The 18,095-nt window shown below is 48.6% G+C and carries 16 protein-coding genes, 2 tRNA genes, 1 rRNA gene and 1 other annotated feature; of the genes, 16 read left to right on the top strand and 3 right to left on the bottom strand.

Features of this window, described 5'->3' with window-relative positions; all coding sequences use genetic code 11:
• Positions 1-310 precede the first annotated feature (310 nt).
• From rrf to rplT, 12 genes are all read left to right on the top strand, one after another.
• Positions 311-427 (top strand): 5S ribosomal RNA (rrf, locus tag OCV58_RS11545).
• An 840-nt stretch (positions 428-1,267) separates the two neighbouring features.
• Positions 1,268-2,521 (top strand): pyridoxal phosphate-dependent aminotransferase, encoded by a 1,254-nt coding sequence (locus OCV58_RS11540; RefSeq protein ID WP_154877920.1) that lies wholly within the window; start codon positions 1,268-1,270, stop codon positions 2,519-2,521.
• A gap of 63 nt (positions 2,522-2,584) precedes the next feature.
• On the top strand, positions 2,585-4,114 hold the full coding sequence (locus tag OCV58_RS11535) for an alanine/glycine:cation symporter family protein (protein ID WP_095630372.1): 1,530 nt from the start codon (positions 2,585-2,587) through the stop codon (positions 4,112-4,114).
• A gap of 124 nt (positions 4,115-4,238) precedes the next feature.
• Positions 4,239-5,039, top strand: coding sequence for a pyrroline-5-carboxylate reductase (gene proC, locus OCV58_RS11530; protein ID WP_154877919.1), 801 nt, complete (start codon positions 4,239-4,241; stop codon positions 5,037-5,039).
• 493 nt (positions 5,040-5,532) lie between these two features.
• Positions 5,533-6,954, top strand: coding sequence for an FAD-binding oxidoreductase (locus tag OCV58_RS11525; RefSeq protein WP_087478776.1), 1,422 nt, complete (start codon positions 5,533-5,535; stop codon positions 6,952-6,954).
• Between the two features lie 194 nt (positions 6,955-7,148).
• A complete protein-coding gene (larA, locus tag OCV58_RS11520) occupies positions 7,149-8,435 on the top strand; it encodes a nickel-dependent lactate racemase (protein ID WP_087478775.1) in 1,287 nt (428 codons plus the stop codon).
• Positions 8,436-8,559: 124 nt separating this feature from the next.
• Positions 8,560-9,261, top strand: coding sequence for a TerC family protein (locus tag OCV58_RS11515; RefSeq protein ID WP_087478774.1), 702 nt, complete (start codon positions 8,560-8,562; stop codon positions 9,259-9,261).
• Positions 9,262-9,398: 137 nt separating this feature from the next.
• Positions 9,399-9,475, top strand: a tRNA-Pro gene (locus OCV58_RS11510).
• 70 nt (positions 9,476-9,545) lie between these two features.
• A tRNA-Ser gene (locus OCV58_RS11505) sits at positions 9,546-9,637 on the top strand.
• Between the two features lie 93 nt (positions 9,638-9,730).
• Positions 9,731-9,842, top strand: a sequence feature (ribosomal protein L20 leader region).
• Between the two features lie 23 nt (positions 9,843-9,865).
• The gene (infC, locus tag OCV58_RS11500) at positions 9,866-10,369 is read left to right on the top strand and encodes a translation initiation factor IF-3 (RefSeq protein ID WP_087478773.1); all 504 of its coding nucleotides are present in this window, start codon (positions 9,866-9,868) and stop codon (positions 10,367-10,369) included.
• Positions 10,370-10,387: 18 nt separating this feature from the next.
• Positions 10,388-10,585, top strand: a complete 198-nt coding sequence (gene rpmI / locus OCV58_RS11495) for a 50S ribosomal protein L35 (RefSeq protein WP_087478772.1) — start codon at positions 10,388-10,390, stop codon at positions 10,583-10,585.
• 42 nt (positions 10,586-10,627) lie between these two features.
• Complete coding sequence (gene rplT, locus OCV58_RS11490; RefSeq protein ID WP_087478771.1) at positions 10,628-10,978, top strand: 50S ribosomal protein L20; 351 nt, start codon at positions 10,628-10,630, stop codon at positions 10,976-10,978.
• A 244-nt stretch (positions 10,979-11,222) separates the two neighbouring features.
• Here rplT and OCV58_RS11485 read toward each other — a convergent pair whose 3' ends face one another.
• A complete protein-coding gene (locus OCV58_RS11485) occupies positions 11,223-11,933 on the bottom strand; it encodes a YczE/YyaS/YitT family protein (protein ID WP_154877918.1) in 711 nt (236 codons plus the stop codon).
• Positions 11,934-11,976: 43 nt separating this feature from the next.
• Complete coding sequence (locus OCV58_RS11480; protein ID WP_154877917.1) at positions 11,977-12,945, bottom strand: alpha/beta hydrolase; 969 nt, start codon at positions 12,943-12,945, stop codon at positions 11,977-11,979.
• 184 nt (positions 12,946-13,129) lie between these two features.
• On the opposite strand from OCV58_RS11480, the gene OCV58_RS11475 reads away from it, so the two are divergent.
• Positions 13,130-14,134, top strand: coding sequence for an NADH:flavin oxidoreductase (locus tag OCV58_RS11475; protein WP_154877916.1), 1,005 nt, complete (start codon positions 13,130-13,132; stop codon positions 14,132-14,134).
• Positions 14,135-14,200: 66 nt separating this feature from the next.
• Here OCV58_RS11475 and OCV58_RS11470 read toward each other — a convergent pair whose 3' ends face one another.
• On the bottom strand, positions 14,201-15,061 hold the full coding sequence (locus OCV58_RS11470; protein ID WP_107196398.1) for a LysR family transcriptional regulator: 861 nt from the start codon (positions 15,059-15,061) through the stop codon (positions 14,201-14,203).
• Positions 15,062-15,236: 175 nt separating this feature from the next.
• Here OCV58_RS11470 and OCV58_RS11465 point away from each other — a divergent pair, with 175 nt between their 5' ends.
• From OCV58_RS11465 to OCV58_RS11455, 3 genes are all read left to right on the top strand, one after another.
• Entirely contained in the window at positions 15,237-16,490 is a 1,254-nt protein-coding gene (locus OCV58_RS11465; protein ID WP_087478766.1) for a diaminopimelate decarboxylase family protein, read from the top strand.
• 213 nt (positions 16,491-16,703) lie between these two features.
• Positions 16,704-17,213: a hypothetical protein gene (locus tag OCV58_RS11460; protein WP_087478765.1), complete on the top strand. Its 510-nt coding sequence runs from the start codon at positions 16,704-16,706 to the stop codon at positions 17,211-17,213.
• Positions 17,214-17,226: 13 nt separating this feature from the next.
• A complete protein-coding gene (locus tag OCV58_RS11455) occupies positions 17,227-17,739 on the top strand; it encodes a transcription repressor NadR (RefSeq protein ID WP_087478764.1) in 513 nt (170 codons plus the stop codon).
• Positions 17,740-18,095 lie beyond the last annotated feature (356 nt).

The following is an 18,095-nucleotide window of genomic DNA, read 5'->3' as shown; positions in this document are numbered from 1 at the left end:
GGAAGTGCAGTGATGCACGGAGCGGACCGGTACTAATAGACCGAGGGCTTGACTTAAGTAGAGAAGCGGTTTTAAAGGAGCGAAAGCGACGCATAAAACCGACTGAATCACTTACCCTTGAGGGTAAGTAGGGAGCCCTGTTTGAAGGAGCTGAGAAGCGACGCACAAGCAGGAGCGAGTCGCTTACTCCCGAAGGGAGTGGGTGAGAGAATCTGGAAGCAGGTTCTGAGGAAGGAACCGTAAACAGAGCGGAGGCTCGTTAAGGAAGTTCGTTTTATGCAGTTGTAAGGGCACGGGCCCTTAGGAAAAATTCAGTGGCGATAGCTGCGGGGATCCACCTGTTCCCATGCCGAACACAGCAGTTAAGCCCGCAAACGCCGAAAGTACTTGGGGGGAGGCCCCCTGGGAGGATAGGAAGCCGCTGATTACAAAAAGAGAGCAGTGCATTGGCACTGCTCTCTTTTTGTATACAACGACCTCTTATCTACCCAGGGCCTGCCCAGGGATAAGTAGCGAACCTCGTTTGAAGGAGCGAAAGCGACGCGCAAACGAGTGTGAGTCACTTATGTCGGGTCCGTGCGTGAGCAGCACATGTCATGAAGAAGTATTCCTGTGTGCAGACCCGACTGATAGGTGAGACGACCGTCAGCAGGAGACGTATACATCATGTATGCGTTCTTTTTTTTGTATATGGCGGCTTCCTATCCTTCCAGGTTCCTGGGATAAACATAAGCAGGAAACACCGTTTGAAGGAGCGAAGCGACGCGCGTGAGTCGCTTACTTCAAATCGGGACACATGAGATAGAAGAGCGATAGGCCCACGTTGCAAAGGCTACCGATTCGAAGCCCTGATGGAGATACCCTAAACAGATAGACACGACACGTAAACGAGTGTAAGTCGCTTATGTCGGGTCCGTGCGTAAGCAGCACATGTCATGAAGAAGTATTCATGTGTGCAGATCCGACTGATAGGTGCGGCGACCGTTACCAGTAGACGTATACGACATATATGCGTTCTTTTTGTATACCTTCGATTATATAGCTATCTTTCTATCCTTTACAAATCTCCATAGTGCGTATCATCAAAACATGTGATTTAATCATATCATGTATCTGTATAAAACAATATTCTTTTATTTCCCACGCCATCTTATCCATGTTTTTTCTTGTATTTTGAATACATATATCTGATGATTAAGCTTTTATTGTCAGATTGCTTTTCTTGTGGTATAAATGTGTATGTAATAAAAAAGAGGAGTTGATTGTTATGGTAAAAAGCGTCGCTGCACCTCAGGCCAAAGGCAAGAGTGCAGAAGATAAAATTTTTGGAGCTAACAATCGGGCTGTTGCCTTAGCTGAAACCTTAGGGGCAGACAAGGTTATTAATGGCACAGTCGGCTCTATTTTGGACGAAGACGGCAATTTGGTCATGCTTCACGTGGTAGAAGAAGCGTTCAAGGCCTTGACGCCGAAAGAAATCGTGGCGTATGCGCCGATTCAGGGGTATCCTGATTATTTGGATGCAGTTATTGACCAATGCTTTGGCGAATCCCGTCCGGAAGGCTACATCCGCGCTTGCGCAACCTCCGGCGGTTCCGGCGTCCTCCATCACGTCATTCATAACTATTCCGAATGGGGCGACGACATCCTGACCAGCGACTGGCATTGGGGTGCCTATGGCTCCATGTGCAATGACAACGGCCGCCATCTGCGGGAATTTGAATTGATCGGCTCAGACGGAAAATTCAATTTCGCCAGCTTTAAGGAACATGTAGAAGACATGGTGGCAAAGCAGTACAATACGGTTATCATCATGAATTCGCCGGCGAACAACCCGACGGGCTTTGCCTTGTCCTCGGATGATTGGGATACGGTATTGGCTTTCTTGAAAGACGTCGTTGCCGGTAAGGATAAAAATATTATTCTCGTTCCTGACGTTGCATATTTAGACTACAGCGGAGAAAAGAAAGAATGCCGCAAGTTCTTCAAGAAATTTGGAAACTTGCCGGATAATATTCTCGTCGTAGTTGCTTATACATGCAGCAAAGGCTTTACCATGTATGGTCAGCGCATGGGCGCTATGATCTGCGTGACGGCTAACGACGATATTGCTAACGAATTTGTAGCTATTAATCAGTATACAAGCCGCGCAACCTGGTCTAATTCCAACAGCGCCGCGATGAAAGCCATGGCTAATATTTGCAAAGATCCGGCTAAAGTCGCCGAATTAGACGCCGAACGGGCTAAATACTTCGCCCTTATTAAAGAACGGGCCGATATCTTCATGAAAGAAGCGCAGGAATGCGGTCTGAAATACCTGCCGTACTTGTCTGGCTTCTTCATCACCATTCCTATGGAAGGTTCTCAGGCTGTCTGCGATTTGCTGGAAAAGGAAAATATCTTCTTAGTTCCCCTTGGCAAGGGCGTTCGCCTCGCCGTTTGCTCCGTATCTAAAGCCAAAATCACGGGGCTGGCAGCTAAAATTAAATCTGCTGTAGAAGCAACGGGCGCAAAACAATAATCACGTCTATGCAGGCCGGTATAGGATGTTACTATACCGGCTTTTTCTATGAGGGGGATGGGCATGAAGGAGTTTTTTGAACAACTAAATTCGGTTCTTTCTATCGTAGCGGCTATATCTGATTTTTTATGGGAAGTTCCGACAAATTGGGAGTGGTATAAAGCCATTCCCGTATTCGGCAGTTTTTCGCTGGCTGTTATTGTCTTGGTTGGCACGGGGATTTATTTTTCCATCCGATTGGGCTTTATCCAAGTCCGGCAGTTTAAAAGAGGGATGAATCTCTTGATTCACCGCCGCGCCGCTTCGACGGGCATATCGCCGCTGGCTGCGTTTTTCCTGAGCTCGGCTATGCGCGTCGGGCCGGGAAATATTCTCGGCGTGACAGGGGCCATTTCCGTCGGCGGTCCAGGTGCGTTGTTTTGGATGTGGGTTTCTGCGTTCTTTGGAATGGCTATGGCCTATACGGAAGCGACGCTGGCTCAGCTCTGCAAGGAACGAAAGGGAGAGGAGTTTGTCGGCGGCATGCCCTTCTACGGCCGGCGGCTGTTGGGAAATAAGGCGTGGATCGGTACGATATTATCAGGCGTTTATATTTTCTACGCCATGTTTTGTCTGCCGGCGCAGTCCTTTAACGTCGTGTCTTCGATCGGTGCTATGGGCGAGCTGGCGGCAGGCCATCCCATTGCGGCGATGTCGGCCTTTTACGTGGCGGCGGCGTGTATCGTCCTGCTCGTAGCGGCTGTTATGGCTTTTGGGGGAATCAAACGGGTATCCAGCGCGAATAATAAGCTGGTTCCCATTATGGCGGTCGTGTATGTCGTGACCGTATTGGCCTTGGTTTTTGCCAATGTAAACAGCGTGCCCTATTTCTTCAGCGCTGTCCTAGGCGGAGCCTTTCAGCCGGACGCCGTATTTGGCGGCTTGTTTGGTACCGTATTGGTACAGGGGATAAAAAGGGGATTGATGTCCAACGAAGCCGGCCAGGGGACGATTACGATGTCGGCGGCTGCAGCCGACGCCAAGCATCCCTGTGAGCAGGGGATGATTGCCGCCTTGGGAGTGCTATTAGATACGCATGTGATTTGCACGATGACAGGTTTTGTCGTCATTATGGCCCATGCCTGGACTGCGGCTCCGGAAGCCTGGGCCGCGGCGGGGCAGCTGCCTAAATTCTTGTTGTCCGTTCATGTATTGACGCCGTCGGGCATTACATCGGTCATCCTGTTTCTGTTAGCATTATGCTTCGGCTTATTTGCGTATACGACGATGATTGGCATGATCACCTTTTCGGAAATTGCCGTCAACCGCATCAGCCGCAGCCGTTTTGCCGCCAACTTTGTCCGGTCCTTAGGGATCGTCGTTTCGGCCTTCGGCATTACGGTGCAGCTGGCAGGATATGACTTGAGCAACTTATGGGCCTTTTCCGACTTGGCCAATATCGTGCTGGTATACATCAACGTCCCCCTGCTGTACCTCGGCTTCCGCCACGTATTAAAGGCGACAGCTCATTATACGGCGACGGATGGTTCGGCCTTTTCGGAAACGGTTACAGAACTGGCTTCTTCATATTGGCGTGAACGGCCCGTAAAATAATGGGTAAGGCATTGAAATTTCTGTCAGAAATGCCGATATTTTTCTTTATGACGGCGGAAGTTTTATATACAATAGAGGTAAGCTGCAACAACAGACGCCATAAAACAGAAAGAAGGTAGAAATCATGTTTAAGACTATCGGAATTTGCGGTACCGGCAATATGGGCCGGGCCATTGTAAAAGGATTAGCTGCATCCGGACTGGTAGAACCGGGGAATATCCTGTTATACAATATTCACAGCGCAAAAGCGCAGGCCTTAGCCGATGAAACGGGCGCCTCCGTCGCCTATTCCGCGGCGGAGTTAGCCGAACGTTCGCAAGGGCTTATTATGGCAGTCAAGCCGCACATCCTGCCGTCGTCGTTGGAAGAAGTACGGGACTACGTGAAAGATGATACGGTGATTATTTCGATTGCCGCCGGCCTGACGCTGGACCGTTTGGCGGGATGCCTGCCGGAACAGGCTAAGATCGTCCGCGTAATGCCCAATACGCCGTCGATGGTCGGCGAAGGCATGGCCTCCGTATCGCCGAACGCCTATGCGGCGGAAGAAGATGTACAGGCCGTGCTCGATATATTCCGCAGCTTCGGAAAGGCTGAAATCATGGAAGAACGCCTGATCGACGCCGTATGCGGCGTCAGCGGCAGCGCTCCGGCTTACGTATATATGTTTATCGAAGCCTTGGCAGACGGCGCCGTGCTGGAAGGAATGCCTCGCCATACGGCCTATACCTTTGCCGCTCAGACTGTATTAGGTGCAGCCAAGATGGTGCTGGAAAGCGGCATGCATCCGGGAAAATTGAAAGACGACGTATGCTCGCCCGGCGGTACGACGATAGAGGCAGTATTAGCTCTGGAACAGAGGGGCTTCCGGGCGGCCGTTGCAGAAGCGGTCATTGCGTCAGCGGAAAAGAATAAAACGATGTAGACTATATATACTTTTAACGATAAAACAACATGCCATATTGCCGATGGCGTGCTGTTTTTTTGACAGGGACTCACAGCATAAAAAGTGTATGCTATTTAATGAAAAATGAATAATAAAAATTACATAAAGTCATGCATTATTTGAGAAAAAAATCACATACCTTAAAATATTATGAGTAATGATGTGGATTTTAAAAATAAAACGTTAGCATGATATAATGTAATAACTGACCGATTCATAATTCGAAAGATATATGTGTGAAATGTCTAAATGTAATTTACACTTTGTAATGAATGCGGTATAATAAGACACGAAAGAGGGAAAGAACTGAGATATACTATTAAAGTTATTTTTCCTCGAAAACGCTGGTTACGTTGTATAAGATTCCGTTACGGCGGAATTTTGACAGGCAGCAATCACGCGCTCTTTATACCGGAAACGGTTAAAGTGATAGATGTCAGTCATCATTATTTTATGTTGGAGGTTATGTATTATGGCAAAAGGTAAAGTTACACCGGAACTTATTGAAGAGTTCAAAAAAATCGTTGGCGAAAAATTCGTGTATACGGATGCTGACAAGCTCGAACCGTATTCTCATGACGAAGTAACCGACCCCCATTATATGAAGATGCCTCAGGTCGTTGTATTGCCGGCTACGACGGAAGAAGTTTCCAAAGTCGTTAAACTGTGCTATGACAACGATATCGTAATGGTACCGCGTGCAGCCGGCACAGGCTTGGCAGCTGGTGCTGTTGCTACGTTCGGCGGCGTTATCATTTCCATCGAACGCATGAACAAAATCCTCGAAATCGACAAACAGAACATGGTTTGCGTTACAGAAGCGGGCGTTACGACGACTGTTCTCCAGAACGCTGTTAAAGAAGAAGGCCTCTTCTACGGCGGCGACCCCTGCAGCGGGGACTCCTGCTTCATCGGCGGCAACGTTGCAACGAACGCCGGCGGCAACCGTGCTGTTAAATATGGCGTAACCCGCGATCAGGTTATGGGTATCGAAGTCGTTACTCCGAGCGGCGAAGTCGTTACATTGGGCGGCAAATTCCGTAAAAACGCAACGGGCTACATGCTCATGCACTTGTACATTGGTTCTGAAGGTACCCTCGGCATTATCACAAAGATTTACCTGAAATTGGTTGCTTTGCCGAAATACCAGATGGACCTCTTGGCAGTATTCGACAATCTCGACGACGCTATCGCATTGACGCCGAAGATCATGAATGCTGGTATTACTCCGGTCTGCGTAGAATTCATGGACAACGCTTCCATCAAGCAGGTTGAAATCTTCTTGAACGAAAAACTGCAGCATTCCGATATCGGCAACTACATCATCGTTCAGATTGCCGGCGACAGCGAAGATATCCTCGACGAACAGTGCGAAAAGATCGACGAATTGGCTCGTGAAAACAATGCCCTCGACGTATTGGTTGCTAACCCGGCTGTTATCTGGAAATCCCGTAAAGCATACCTCGAAGCTGACCGCGCTCGCAGCTTAGTATTCTCCATGGAAGATATCGTTGTTCCGATGACCGATATTCCGCAGGCTGTACAGCAGATCTCCCGCTTGGCTGACAAATACAACGTAGCTATGCACTGCGCTGGCCACTGCGGCGACGGCAACGTTCATATCGACATCCTGAAAGATGACCGTACGCAGGAAGAATGGGAAGAAATGCTTCCGCAGATCCAGAGCGAAATTTACGAACTCGTATACAACCTGGGCGGCCGTCTCTCCGGCGAACACGGCATTGGCTACAAACGCGCTGCATTGATGTCTAAATACACGAACCCGATCGAAATGAAGCTGATGAAAGCTGTTAAGAAAGCTCTTGACCCGAAGAATATCATGAACCCGGGCAAAGTTGTCAGCATCAACGACGAAGTTCCTGTAGAAGAATAATCTAAAAGTTCATAACTGAGATATATACAAAAGGTAAAACCGGTTTCGGTTTTACCTTTTGTAGTATACGGACTATTTTCAAAATGGACGTATTGAGCCATTATAATGAGAATGTATATTATTGCTAAAACAATAAGTGATGAATTTCGACAATTATACATGGTTGTTGGAATACAGAAAGGGTGAATTGCATCATGAAAAACTTTTCAATTCCTTTTGGTAAGGAAAAGATTACCTTTTCTCTGCCAGATGAACAAGTCGCAGGTGTACTGCTGTCTCATGCCCATGAATATAAAGCGCCGAAATCGGAAGCGGAATTGGTAGCCGACGCGTTGGCAAATCCAATTGGCAGCCCGAAATTAAGCGAGCTGGCCAAAGGCAAAAAGACGTGCACGATCATATCCAGCGACCATACGCGACCCGTCCCGAGCCATGTTATCATGCCGCAGCTGCTGGCTGAACTGCGGAAGGGGAATCCGGATATCGCCATTACGATACTGATTGCTACGGGGATGCATCGTCCTACGACGCATGAAGAGCTGGTAGCGAAATACGGCAAGGAAATTGCCGATCATGAAACATTCGTCATCCATGACAGCCGTAAGGATGAAGATATGGTCAGTATCGGCACCTTGCCGTCTGGCGGCGAATGCCTCATCAATAAAGCGGCGGCTCATACGGATTTGCTTATTGCTGAAGGATTTATTGAACCTCATTTCTTTGCCGGTATGTCAGGCGGCCGCAAATCCGTCCTTCCGGGCATTGCCAGCAAGATTACGGTACTGGCAAACCATTGCTCGGAATTTATCAACAGCCCCTATGCCCGCACGGGCGTATTGGAAGGCAACCCGATTCATCAGGACATGCTGTACGCTGCCAAAGCCGCTAAATTAGCCTTTATCTGCAACGTCGTAATCGACGCTGATAAGAAGGTCATTGCAGCCTTTGCCGGAGACAGTGAAAAGGCTCATTACGCCGGCGTTGACTTTGAAATGAAGCTTGCTGGCGTGAAACCTGTGCCGGCAGATATTGTCGTTACGACAAACGGCGGATATCCGCTGGATCAGAATATTTACCAGTCTGTCAAGGGCATGACTGCTGCGGAAGCGACATGCAAAGAAGGCGGTGTTATCATTGACGTATCGGCTTGCTCCGACGGCCATGGCGGCGAAGATTTTTACAACACGCTGAAGGATGCGGCGGACATACAGAAAGCGATGGATGACATCCTGGCCCGCGGCCGGAACGAAACGGTCTTTGACCAGTGGGAATCGCAGATTCTTCTGCGCATGCTGCTGAAATATACCATTATCATGGTAACGGAAGCGCCGAAAGACATGGTAGAAGCTATGCATATGAAATATGCCGCCAGCATTGATGAAGCGCTGGCTATGGCTAAGGCTATTGTCACTGCTAAAGGCGTATCAGAACCGAAAATTACAGTTATTCCCGACGGCGTATCGGTTATCGTTAAAGAATAATCAGATTGGCTGTCATGAGAGAGGCGCTCTTTTGAGGGCGCTTCTTTTCTGCGATTTTACTTGTATTGCCCATCCTTTTCGACTATAATGGAGCTGTTATGTTGTATCATGAGGAGGATGCATTGTGGACGCGTTAGAAGCGACGTTATTATTTGATTTCAGCATTGTGGCCCAGGTCATCTTGATCGACTTGGCCCTTGGCGGCGATAATTCCATCGTCATCGGCATGGCTGCGAAAAACCTGCCGCCCCATTTGCAGAAGAGGGCTATTATATACGGCACGATTGGGGCCATTGTCCTGCGGTTTACCTTGGCCTTTATTGTTTCCTGGCTCTTCCATATTCCCTTCTTGAAGACTGTCGGCGGCATACTGCTCATCGGCATCGGCATCAAGCTCATCGGAGCCCGCAATGAAGAGGAAGATGTGAAAGTCGAAGCGAAGGATTCTCTGTGGGCGGCGGTCCGGACGATTATTCTGGCCGATGCGCTCATGAGCTTGGACAACGTGTTGGGGATTGTTGGCGTTACGGGCAACCACTGGGGACTGCTCATCTTCGGGATGCTCATATCCGTGCCAATTATCATCTTTGGCAGCACCATCGTCGTCAAGGTCATGAACAAGTTCCCCATATTGATGTACATCGGCGGCGCGATTTTGGGCTGGGCTGCCGGCGGCATGCTGGCGACGGACCATTATCTGGCCGAATATGTCTCGTTTATTGCGGCGTATCCGTCGGAAGTCAAGGCGGCGCTGCTGGTCGTCACCTTAGCCGGAGGATTTATTTGGAAACACGTCCATAATCGGCAGGACGCAGCTGCCGCATAAGGCGACGGCAAAGGCCGTATCTGCGGACGTACTGTGCCGGGAGACAAACTGTAAAAAAAGTTTGCTCTTTCCGGCACATTTTTTATTTTTTTCCTTGACATTTCTCCTGGATGTGGTATTATATACAAGTCAGGTGACGGGGCGTAGCGCAGTTTGGTAGCGCGCTTGGTTCGGGACTAAGAGGTCGCAGGTTCAAATCCTGTCGCCCCGACCATATTTTACACATTGGATGCTGATCCCGAGAGCATCGGAAATTGAATAATGGAAAACAATGTGTAAGCCATGGAGAGCTGTCCGAGCGGCTGAAGGAGCATGATTGGAAATCATGTATAGGGCTAAAGCTCTATCGTGGGTTCAAATCCCACGCTCTCCGCCATAATGAAGAAAGAATCTGTTTCGGCAGGTTCTTTTTTTTGTACCTGATTTTTCTTGACAACAGCAGATAAACCTGCTATACTTATATTTGTTGAAAATAAAGCAGAAGCTATCCGCTTCTCACCTTACATGGCTTTCGTGTTACTAAGGTTTATGAGGAATCAGTCGAGCGGATAGTGTTATGCTGTCCGTTCTTTTTTTATGGAGGTGAAAGGCAATTAGTAAGGAATTGCGTATCAACGATCAGATTCGAGCCCGTGAAGTCCGCGTGGTCAGCGATACTAACGAACAGCTTGGTGTAATGTCTCTCCGTTCTGCCCGCCAGATTGCGGAAGAACGCCATATGGATTTAGTAGAAGTTGCACCGAATGGCAAACCGCCCGTATGCCGCATCATGAACTACGGCAAATATCGGTATGAACAGCAAAAACGGGAAAAAGAAGCCAAGAAGAAGCAGAAAGTATTAATCATGAAGGAAGTAAAATTACGTCCTAACATTGAAGATCATGATTTTTACGTCAAGATGAAGGCTGCGCAGCGTTTCTTGAGCGAAGGAAGCAAAGTAAAGGTTACCATCATGTTCCGTGGTCGGGAAATGAGCCATCCGGAGTTGGGCCGAGACCTGCTGATGCGTTTTGCTGATGAGCTCAAAGAAACCGCCCGCGTAGAAAAAGAACCTAAAATTGAAGGCAGAAACATGACGATGGTCATCGCTGCCGTTAAAGGGAAGTAAGAGGAGGATTTATATATTATGCCGAAATTAAAAACACGCCGTGCAGCGGCAAAACGTTTTACAACTACTGGTACTGGTAAATTCAAACGCATGAAACCGTATAAGAGCCACATTTTGGAATCCAAATCTCCGAAACGTAAACGTAACCTGAGAAAAGCTACGCTCGTTTCCAAGACGATGAACGAAGCAGTTCGCAAAATGTGCCCGTACATCTAATAGCAGCTTATATATTTAGTATAGATTTGGAGGAACTTAAGAATGGCTAGAATTAAAGTTGGCGTTACAGCACACGCTCGTCATAAAAAAATCTTAAAAATGGCTAAAGGCTACCGCGGTACCCGCAGCCGTCTGTTCAAAAAAGCTAATGAAAGCGTAATGAAAGCTCTGTTTTACGCTCGCCGCGACCGCCGCGCCAAGAAACGCGAATTCCGTAAATTGTGGATCGCCCGTATCAACGCAGCAGCCCGTGCTCAGGGCATGAGCTACAGCCGTTTCATCTGCGGCCTTACGAAAGCCGGCGTTATCGTCGACCGTAAGATGCTGGCTGACTTGGCTGTCAACGACGCAGCTGCCTTCGCTAAATTGGTAGACGTTGCCAAAGCGCAGTAATTACATATGCAACTTAAAACCGGAGACGTGAGTTTCCGGTTTTTTGCATATATGACAATTGCTGCAGCTATTCGTGCGCATTGACTGATTGTCGTCAATGCGGGCTTTATACTCATTGCTGATGTCGGGATGGGCGGAGACTATGGTAGAAGATACAGTTGTCAATAGAGTATATAAAACCAGGGCGCCGAATGATGATCGGTTCATTCGGCGCCCTGGTGCGTGTGGGAAAATATTTTGCATATTAATGCGATGTGGGGCGGCAGGACACGTTAGACGCATGGTGCCGTTTGTTCCAGGCCGCCAATACGGCTAAGGCGGAAATGCGATGAATAAAGGCAAAGCGAATATTCACTAAATTGACGAAACGGCCGACGAGCAGCATAGAAATAATCGTACCGACGCCAAGACCGACGAAATTGCCTATACCGGAAAAAGCAAAGGACATGGAGCAGGCAATCAGAAATAATGTGGTATCGAAGGCAATTTTTACGGTACCAAAGCGCCAGCGGAATGTCCCGGCAATCGCTTGTACCAAGCCTTCTCCGGGAACCATGAGCACATTAGGAGCCACTTCAATACAAATGCCGAATGCCAGGATTAGGCAGCCCGCTAAGAGTGCTGCTACCTTCAATATTAAGGATGTAGGTTCAATCCAGGATAACAGGAACATAAAAATGTCGATGCAGACGCTAAATAAGGCGACCACGCCGATTTGTAAGAACTGAATCGGGCGGAATCGTTTTCTCAGGATCAGTATTTGTGCGAGAATAAAAAACATATTCATAATAAAGGTAAACTGCCCGAAGGTTGGCGTGAAATGCAGACACAGGACATAAGGAACACTGGAAATGGGCGATGTCCCCAGGTCTGCCTTGGTGATTAGGGCTATGCCCAAGGCGTTGATGATAATGCCGAGGATAAAGTAAAGGTTGCGAAGAAGGAAAATTTTCATATATGTCATCTCGTTTTCTAGTATAGATATGCTGACGCGTCCTTTATTTTAAATGGGCGTCGAAAAAGTCAATGATGAGTTTCATGATTTCCGGCTGTATCCACAGTGCTCCGCCATGACCGGCTCCTTTAACGACATAGCGCTGGGCTTCGACGTTGTGCTGGGCCAAAGCGGCGCGAAGGATTTCCGTCTGGCTGGGCGAAACGACTGTGTCGGCGTCGCCGTGCATCAGGAGGAAGGGCGGCGTTTTGTCTGAAATATAGGAGATGGGGTTGGCTGCGGCGGCGCCTTCGGGATTGGCGTCTATGCCGCCGTCTTTACCGCCGAATACGGGAGAGCCGTTTATCCACAGGGCTTCCGTTGCGGCCGGTGAGCGGTGCAGTTCCTGTACATCTGGGCCGTAGTCGGCGCCGATGGCCGTCAAATCCGAGACGCCGTATAAATCGACGACGGCCTGTACGTCGCTGCTTTGCTCCAGGTTGTCGCCGGAATCAAATTGCCTCATGCCGCTTGTCGTGCCGGCAAAGGCCGCTAAGTACCCGCCGGCCGAACCGCCCATGACGCCGATGTGCTGCGAGTCAATATGGAACTGGTCTGCGTGGGCGCGTAAATACCGGATGGCTGATTTTGCGTCCTCCAGCGGAGCTGGAAAGGTCGACGCAGGCGCTACGCGATAGGTGATGCTGGCGACGACGTAGCCGTGCTCGGCCAGTTCGAGGCGCTGCTGGATGTAGCCGTCTTTATTGGCGTTGATAAAGCCGCCGCCGTTGATGTATACGATAGCCGGATAAGGACCCTCTCCGCAGGGGACGAGGAGATCCATCGTCATGGCTTTGCTGACGTAGCCGCGATCGGGCACCTGGGCATAGACGACGTTGGAAACAAGCTGTACCATTTCTTTGGTTGGACATATTTCCAGCGATTGGCTGGTACTGGAAGCGGACGCTGCGCCGCCGACAGAACAGAGAAACAGGCTTAGGGCGAGGGCTTGCGATATCGCTTTTATTTTCATGCGGAATGTTCCTTTCTTTTACCAGATAACAGATATAAGGTTTTAATTAAAACTAAATATATCATACAGAGCGGCTGTACAAATGTCAATATAAGCGTGCCGGGATGTCCATGTATATAAAAAATTGACGGAACGGCGACATCTATATTATGATTAAAAAAAATACATCTGAAGGAGTGAGACTATGAATAGCTTATTTCCCCATGCAGCGGCGCCTCTGGCCGTGGGAAGCAAGACAATGCCCAATCGTATTGTCATACCGCCGATGGCCGATATTATCCAAAAGGTTCCGGGAAATTACGTTACGGAGTATATGCTGCAGCGGTATCAAGCCTATACGGCCGGCAATCCCGGGATGATCGTCGTGGAAGGAAGCAACGTGACGGAAATGCGGGATGTGCGCGAAGCTATCGGGCTGTGGAAGGACGATTTCATTCCCCCTTTGCGGCGGCTTGCTGAGATAGTCAAGGCCGGCGGAGCCGTCGGTTTAATCCAGATTTCCAACGTCGGTTTGAAAGTGATGGACGAAAATTCCATTGCCGATATCAGCAGGGAACAATTTTTATCCTATAAAGAGGATTTTATCCGGGCGGCAGTCCGCTGTCGTGAAGCGGGCTTTGACGGTGTCGAATTACAAGGCGCTCATGGATACTATCTCTGCCAGGTTATCGAGACGAGCGCGCGCGATGACGAATACGGCGGTTCCTTTGAAAATCGTATCCGCCTGCTCGTCGAATTAGTTCAGGATATTAAAAAAGCCTGCGGATCGGACTTTATCGTGTCCGCCCGCATAGGCTATCCGACGATAGACGGATTGATTGACCTGGCGAAGGCTTTAGAAAGCGCCGGCGCAGATCTGCTGAGCATTTCTACGGGGACGAAAAATTACGATGTGTCCGACGATTTTCCCCTCGACAATAAGATATACGCCGCGTCGCGCGTTAAGCAAGCCGTGCAGATTCCGGTCCTGGCGGTGGGAAATATCAAGAGCGGCGAAGAATGCGAATTGATTCTGAAAAAAGGATACGCCGACTGCATTGCCGTAGGCCGGTGCCATTTAGCTGACCCGGCGTGGTCCGGAAAAATATTGGCGGGACAGGAACCGGAGCCCTGCCGGCGCTGCAAGCCGTGCCGCTGGTTTAAAGATAGTTCGCAATGCCCGGCCCGCAACGAGCGGGAGCACGCATAAATATGTAATACTGCACAAAAATAAGAGCCTCTATGGGGCTCTTATTTTTGTGTGGAAATGAAAGTTTTACGGCTGCAGCAGAAAGGCTTCCAGCGAATCGGGGACGTTGCCGGGGCTGCGGGTAATATAGTAGCTGTCGACCTTTGGCGGTGCAAAGTCGAGGAGCGGAATCGCCCGCAGCTTTCCCAGCAGCAAATCGTCTTCAATGAGGCTGCGGGGAAGGAACGTATACCCCAGCCCTTCGGCTACATATTGGGGCAGCTTGGTGCTGTTGTCGATTTCCATAGGGAAGCGGTGATACCGGGGAAACAAGTCCTGAATATACAGGCCGACTCCCTGCAGGGCGAAATTGCAGAATAAATAATTGATCTTTTGCAGGTCGCTTTTATAGATGCCGGAAGCGTATTCCTTATCGTCGGCCTGACAGACGAGGACCAGCGTGTCCGTGCGGTAGGGCTGGCATATATAGCCGTCGCGGAAGATGGCGCTGAATGAAAATACGGCGTCCAGCATACCGTCCTGCAATTTTTGCAGCATGTCGAGGGTATGGCTGATCGTCACGCCGAGGGATATGTCCGGGTTCGTATGCAAGTAGGCCCGGATTTTTTTCTGCAAATGACACTCATAAATCGTATTTGTCGTACCGATATTGATTTTTTTTGCATACGTAGGAGAGGCCTGCACATCTTGCAGTGCCGTCGTTTCCAATTCGATAAAACGCTGGGCGTATTCGAGAAATTTCAAGCCGGCCGGCGTCAGGTCGACTTGCTTGTGATTGCGGATAAACAAGGCGACGCCCAGTTCCGTTTCCAAGTCGCGGATGCGGTTAGTTACGGTCGATTGGGCGACGAAGAGCTGCTGCGCCGTCTTGGTAAAATTCTTTATTTCCGCTAAGGTGATAAAAGTGCGAAGTGTCGTAGTATCCATGAGGTAGTCCTTTGCTTTATAATTTGAAATGCGAATTGATTAAATTAGAATAATCTATTTTACAAATTGCCTATGGCTATTATATAATATTAGCCGTAAGGAAGCAATGAATTGAAAGTATGTTTCATTTATAATTTTACTATTATGTTGTATATATAAAATGGAGTTGAATGTAATGAACAAGAAAACAGTACCGTTTACGGAACAGCAGATTCGCGACATTATCGCTAAGTATCCTACACCCTTTCATATTTATGATGAAAAAGCCATTGTCGACAACGTGCGGAAGCTGATCAAGGCTTTTTCCTGGGCTCCGGATTTCAAGGAATATTTTGCAGTCAAGGCTACGCCGAATCCCTATCTCATGAGACTGCTTCAGGCCGAAGGCGTCGGCGCGGACTGCAGCTCCATGGCTGAATTGGTATTGTGCGAAAAGGTCGGCATTACAGGCCACGATATCGTATTTTCTTCCAATGATACGCCGTATGAAGAATACAAGAAAGCGATGGAATTAGGCGCTCTCATCAACTTGGACGATATTACGATGATTGAGTATTTGGAAACATACGGCCCGTTGCCGGAATGGATTTGTGCCCGTTACAATCCCGGTCCGCTGCTGAAAGAAGGCAACGCCATCATCGGTACGCCGGAAGAAGCAAAATACGGCATGACGCGCGAACAGATTTTTGAGGCCTTCCGTATTCTGAAAGAAAAAGGCGTTAAGCATTTTGGCCTCCATACGATGGTCGTTTCCAATGAATTGAACGTCAACGGCTTAATCAACACAGCTAAAATGATGTTTGAATTGGCTGTAGACGTACAGAAGAACGTCGGCATCGACATCGAATTTCTCGATTTCGGCGGCGGCATTGGATTGCCCTACAAACCGGAACAGTCCTTCATCGATTATGATGAACTCAGCAAGGGCATTCAGGCTCATTACGAAGAAATCATGGTTCCGGCCGGTCTCGGCAATATCCGCATGTCTTTTGAATGCGGCCGCGCCATTACAGGTCCTTACGGTTATCTCGTCACGACGGCGATTCACCATAAACATATCTGGAAGGAATACATTGGCGTCGACGCCTGCATGGCTAACCTCATGCGTCCCGGCATGTACGGTTCGTATCACCATATCACTGTCATGGGCAAGGAAAACGCGCCGAAGGATCATATCTATGACGTATCGGGATCGCTCTGCGAAAACTGCGATAAATTTGCTATCGACCGGGCCCTTCCGGAAATTAACGACGGCGACGTCCTCGTCATTCACGATACAGGCGCTCACGGCCATTCCATGGGCTTTAATTACAACGGCAAGCTTCGTTCGGCAGAACTGCTCCTCCATGCCGACGGCAGCGTAACGCAGATTCGTCGTGCCGAAACGCTGGATGATTTGTTTGCTACATTAGACTTCTCCAATTTATAATAGGATCTGCTAAGGGCAGTCAAGACCTCGATTTGCGTCGGGGTCTTTTTTTTGTTTGCCTTTATGATTCGTCGCAGCGGCGGAGCAGCCTTTCAGGAGCGAACTGGCGATGCAATAGTATTTAAATTTTATCTGATATACCCTATAATATAAGTATTGATTCCCGGAAAAGAGTGCAAAAACAACATGGAGACTGCAAGGAGAGATGAGCGTATGATTCCTGCATACGATGTGTTAACTGGATTTCAAATTATTATGGCTGGTATCCTTTTTACCTATGCCTGCTATTTTCAAAGACCGAGGAACTGTATGCCCTTTGTCATCGTCATACCCTATATCGTGTTTTTATTGTGGGGGATTGGCATTATATATTATTTTGCCGTATTTTTTGCATTGGCCGTGCTATGGTTTCTGCTAGGAGGCTTGTTCGGCGCTGGGATTTCCGTATATTTTCGCCGGCGTTTTCCCCTAATGCAGGTGTTGGAAGACGGGTATATGATCCAATGTCCGCCGCTGCTGTTGGCGCCGGTTATATTGGTCGCCGCAGTGCTTCTGTTCGGCGGGATTCAGTTTGCAGCCTATGTATTTCCTTTTTTTAGCCAGTCATGGATATTCAATGAAATGATCGGCTTTATTCCGGGAATTTTTTTAGGTTTTTTATGGGGAAGAATTATTTGTATGCTCATCAGGGCGCAAAGCAATAGGGAGCATCGGAAAAGATAAGGAGGCGCGGCGCGTGGATAGTGCAGAAAGAAGAAAGCGCATCGTTCAGATTTTGACAAATGCGAAAGGTGCCGTTACGGGAACGGAGCTTTCGCAGCAGTGTGATGTCAGCCGGCAGATCATCGTCGGCGACGTGGCTATATTGCGGGCAGAAGGCCTGGGCATCGTATCGACGCCGCGGGGCTATCAGCTGATTGGCGATATTCTCCCGGGGGTACAGCATGTATTTGTATGCTGTCATGACATGGAATTGATGCAGGCGGAATTAGAGGCTATTGTGGATAACGGCGGTGTCGTTCATAATGTCGTCATTGAACACGAAGTGTACGGCAATCTGGAAGGTACGCTGAATCTCCGCTCGCGCCGCGACGTCAAACAATATGTCAAAAAGATGAAAGACTCGCAGGCAGAACTCCTAAGCCGGATCAGCGGCGGCATACATACGCATTTGGTGACGGCGGCTTGCCAGGAAGACATAGACGCCATTCAGGAAGCATTAGAATCGCTGGGCGTTTTATATACATAAAGAGATACCGTAAATTAAGCACGTATATACGGTGGCTGCGGCACTGGAAGTCAAATTTGGTAAGGTACAGACGATTGCCGGTTCTGCATATTTGTGAAAAAGGTATTGACAAGAGACTAAAAAGGGGATATACTAAACAAGCTGTTGCGGCAGGACGCCGCGGCAGGCCGGATAGCCGGTTCGCTTGAAAAGAACTTCAAAAAAAGTGCTTGACAAGGCCGGGCGAGTCTGGTAAGATGTATAAGTCGTCGCGAGACGGCATGGCCTTTGAAAACTGAACAATGTGATACGAAACAATACGCCAGAGTGCGAGGTCTTAGCAATAAGATTTCAAAACAGGTAATACCAATAATAAG

The sequence above is a fragment of the Megasphaera stantonii genome (genome assembly GCF_025567065.1).
Taxonomy (GTDB): Bacteria; Bacillota; Negativicutes; order Veillonellales; family Megasphaeraceae; genus Megasphaera; species Megasphaera stantonii.
Note: the sequence above shows the minus strand (reverse complement) of the source record. Positions and strands in the feature narration are given on the sequence as shown.

Bases quoted from the DNA above. Each gene is read 5' to 3' on its own strand.
- OCV58_RS11475 (WP_154877916.1), top strand. From the start codon at position 13,130: ATGAATAGCTTATTTCCCCATGCAGCGGCGCCTCTGGCCGTGGGAAGC.
- OCV58_RS11540 (WP_154877920.1), top strand. From the start codon at position 1,268: ATGGTAAAAAGCGTCGCTGCACCTCAGGCCAAAGGCAAGAGTGCAGAA.
- proC (WP_154877919.1), top strand. From the start codon at position 4,239: ATGTTTAAGACTATCGGAATTTGCGGTACCGGCAATATGGGCCGGGCC.
- rplT (WP_087478771.1), top strand. From the start codon at position 10,628: ATGGCTAGAATTAAAGTTGGCGTTACAGCACACGCTCGTCATAAAAAA.
- OCV58_RS11525 (WP_087478776.1), top strand. From the start codon at position 5,533: ATGGCAAAAGGTAAAGTTACACCGGAACTTATTGAAGAGTTCAAAAAA.
- OCV58_RS11465 (WP_087478766.1), top strand. From the start codon at position 15,237: ATGAACAAGAAAACAGTACCGTTTACGGAACAGCAGATTCGCGACATT.
- OCV58_RS11480 (WP_154877917.1), bottom strand. From the start codon at position 12,945: ATGAAAATAAAAGCGATATCGCAAGCCCTCGCCCTAAGCCTGTTTCTC.
- larA (WP_087478775.1), top strand. From the start codon at position 7,149: ATGAAAAACTTTTCAATTCCTTTTGGTAAGGAAAAGATTACCTTTTCT.
- rpmI (WP_087478772.1), top strand. From the start codon at position 10,388: ATGCCGAAATTAAAAACACGCCGTGCAGCGGCAAAACGTTTTACAACT.
- OCV58_RS11485 (WP_154877918.1), bottom strand. From the start codon at position 11,933: ATGAAAATTTTCCTTCTTCGCAACCTTTACTTTATCCTCGGCATTATC.
- OCV58_RS11460 (WP_087478765.1), top strand. From the start codon at position 16,704: ATGATTCCTGCATACGATGTGTTAACTGGATTTCAAATTATTATGGCT.
- OCV58_RS11470 (WP_107196398.1), bottom strand. From the start codon at position 15,061: ATGGATACTACGACACTTCGCACTTTTATCACCTTAGCGGAAATAAAG.
- OCV58_RS11535 (WP_095630372.1), top strand. From the start codon at position 2,585: ATGAAGGAGTTTTTTGAACAACTAAATTCGGTTCTTTCTATCGTAGCG.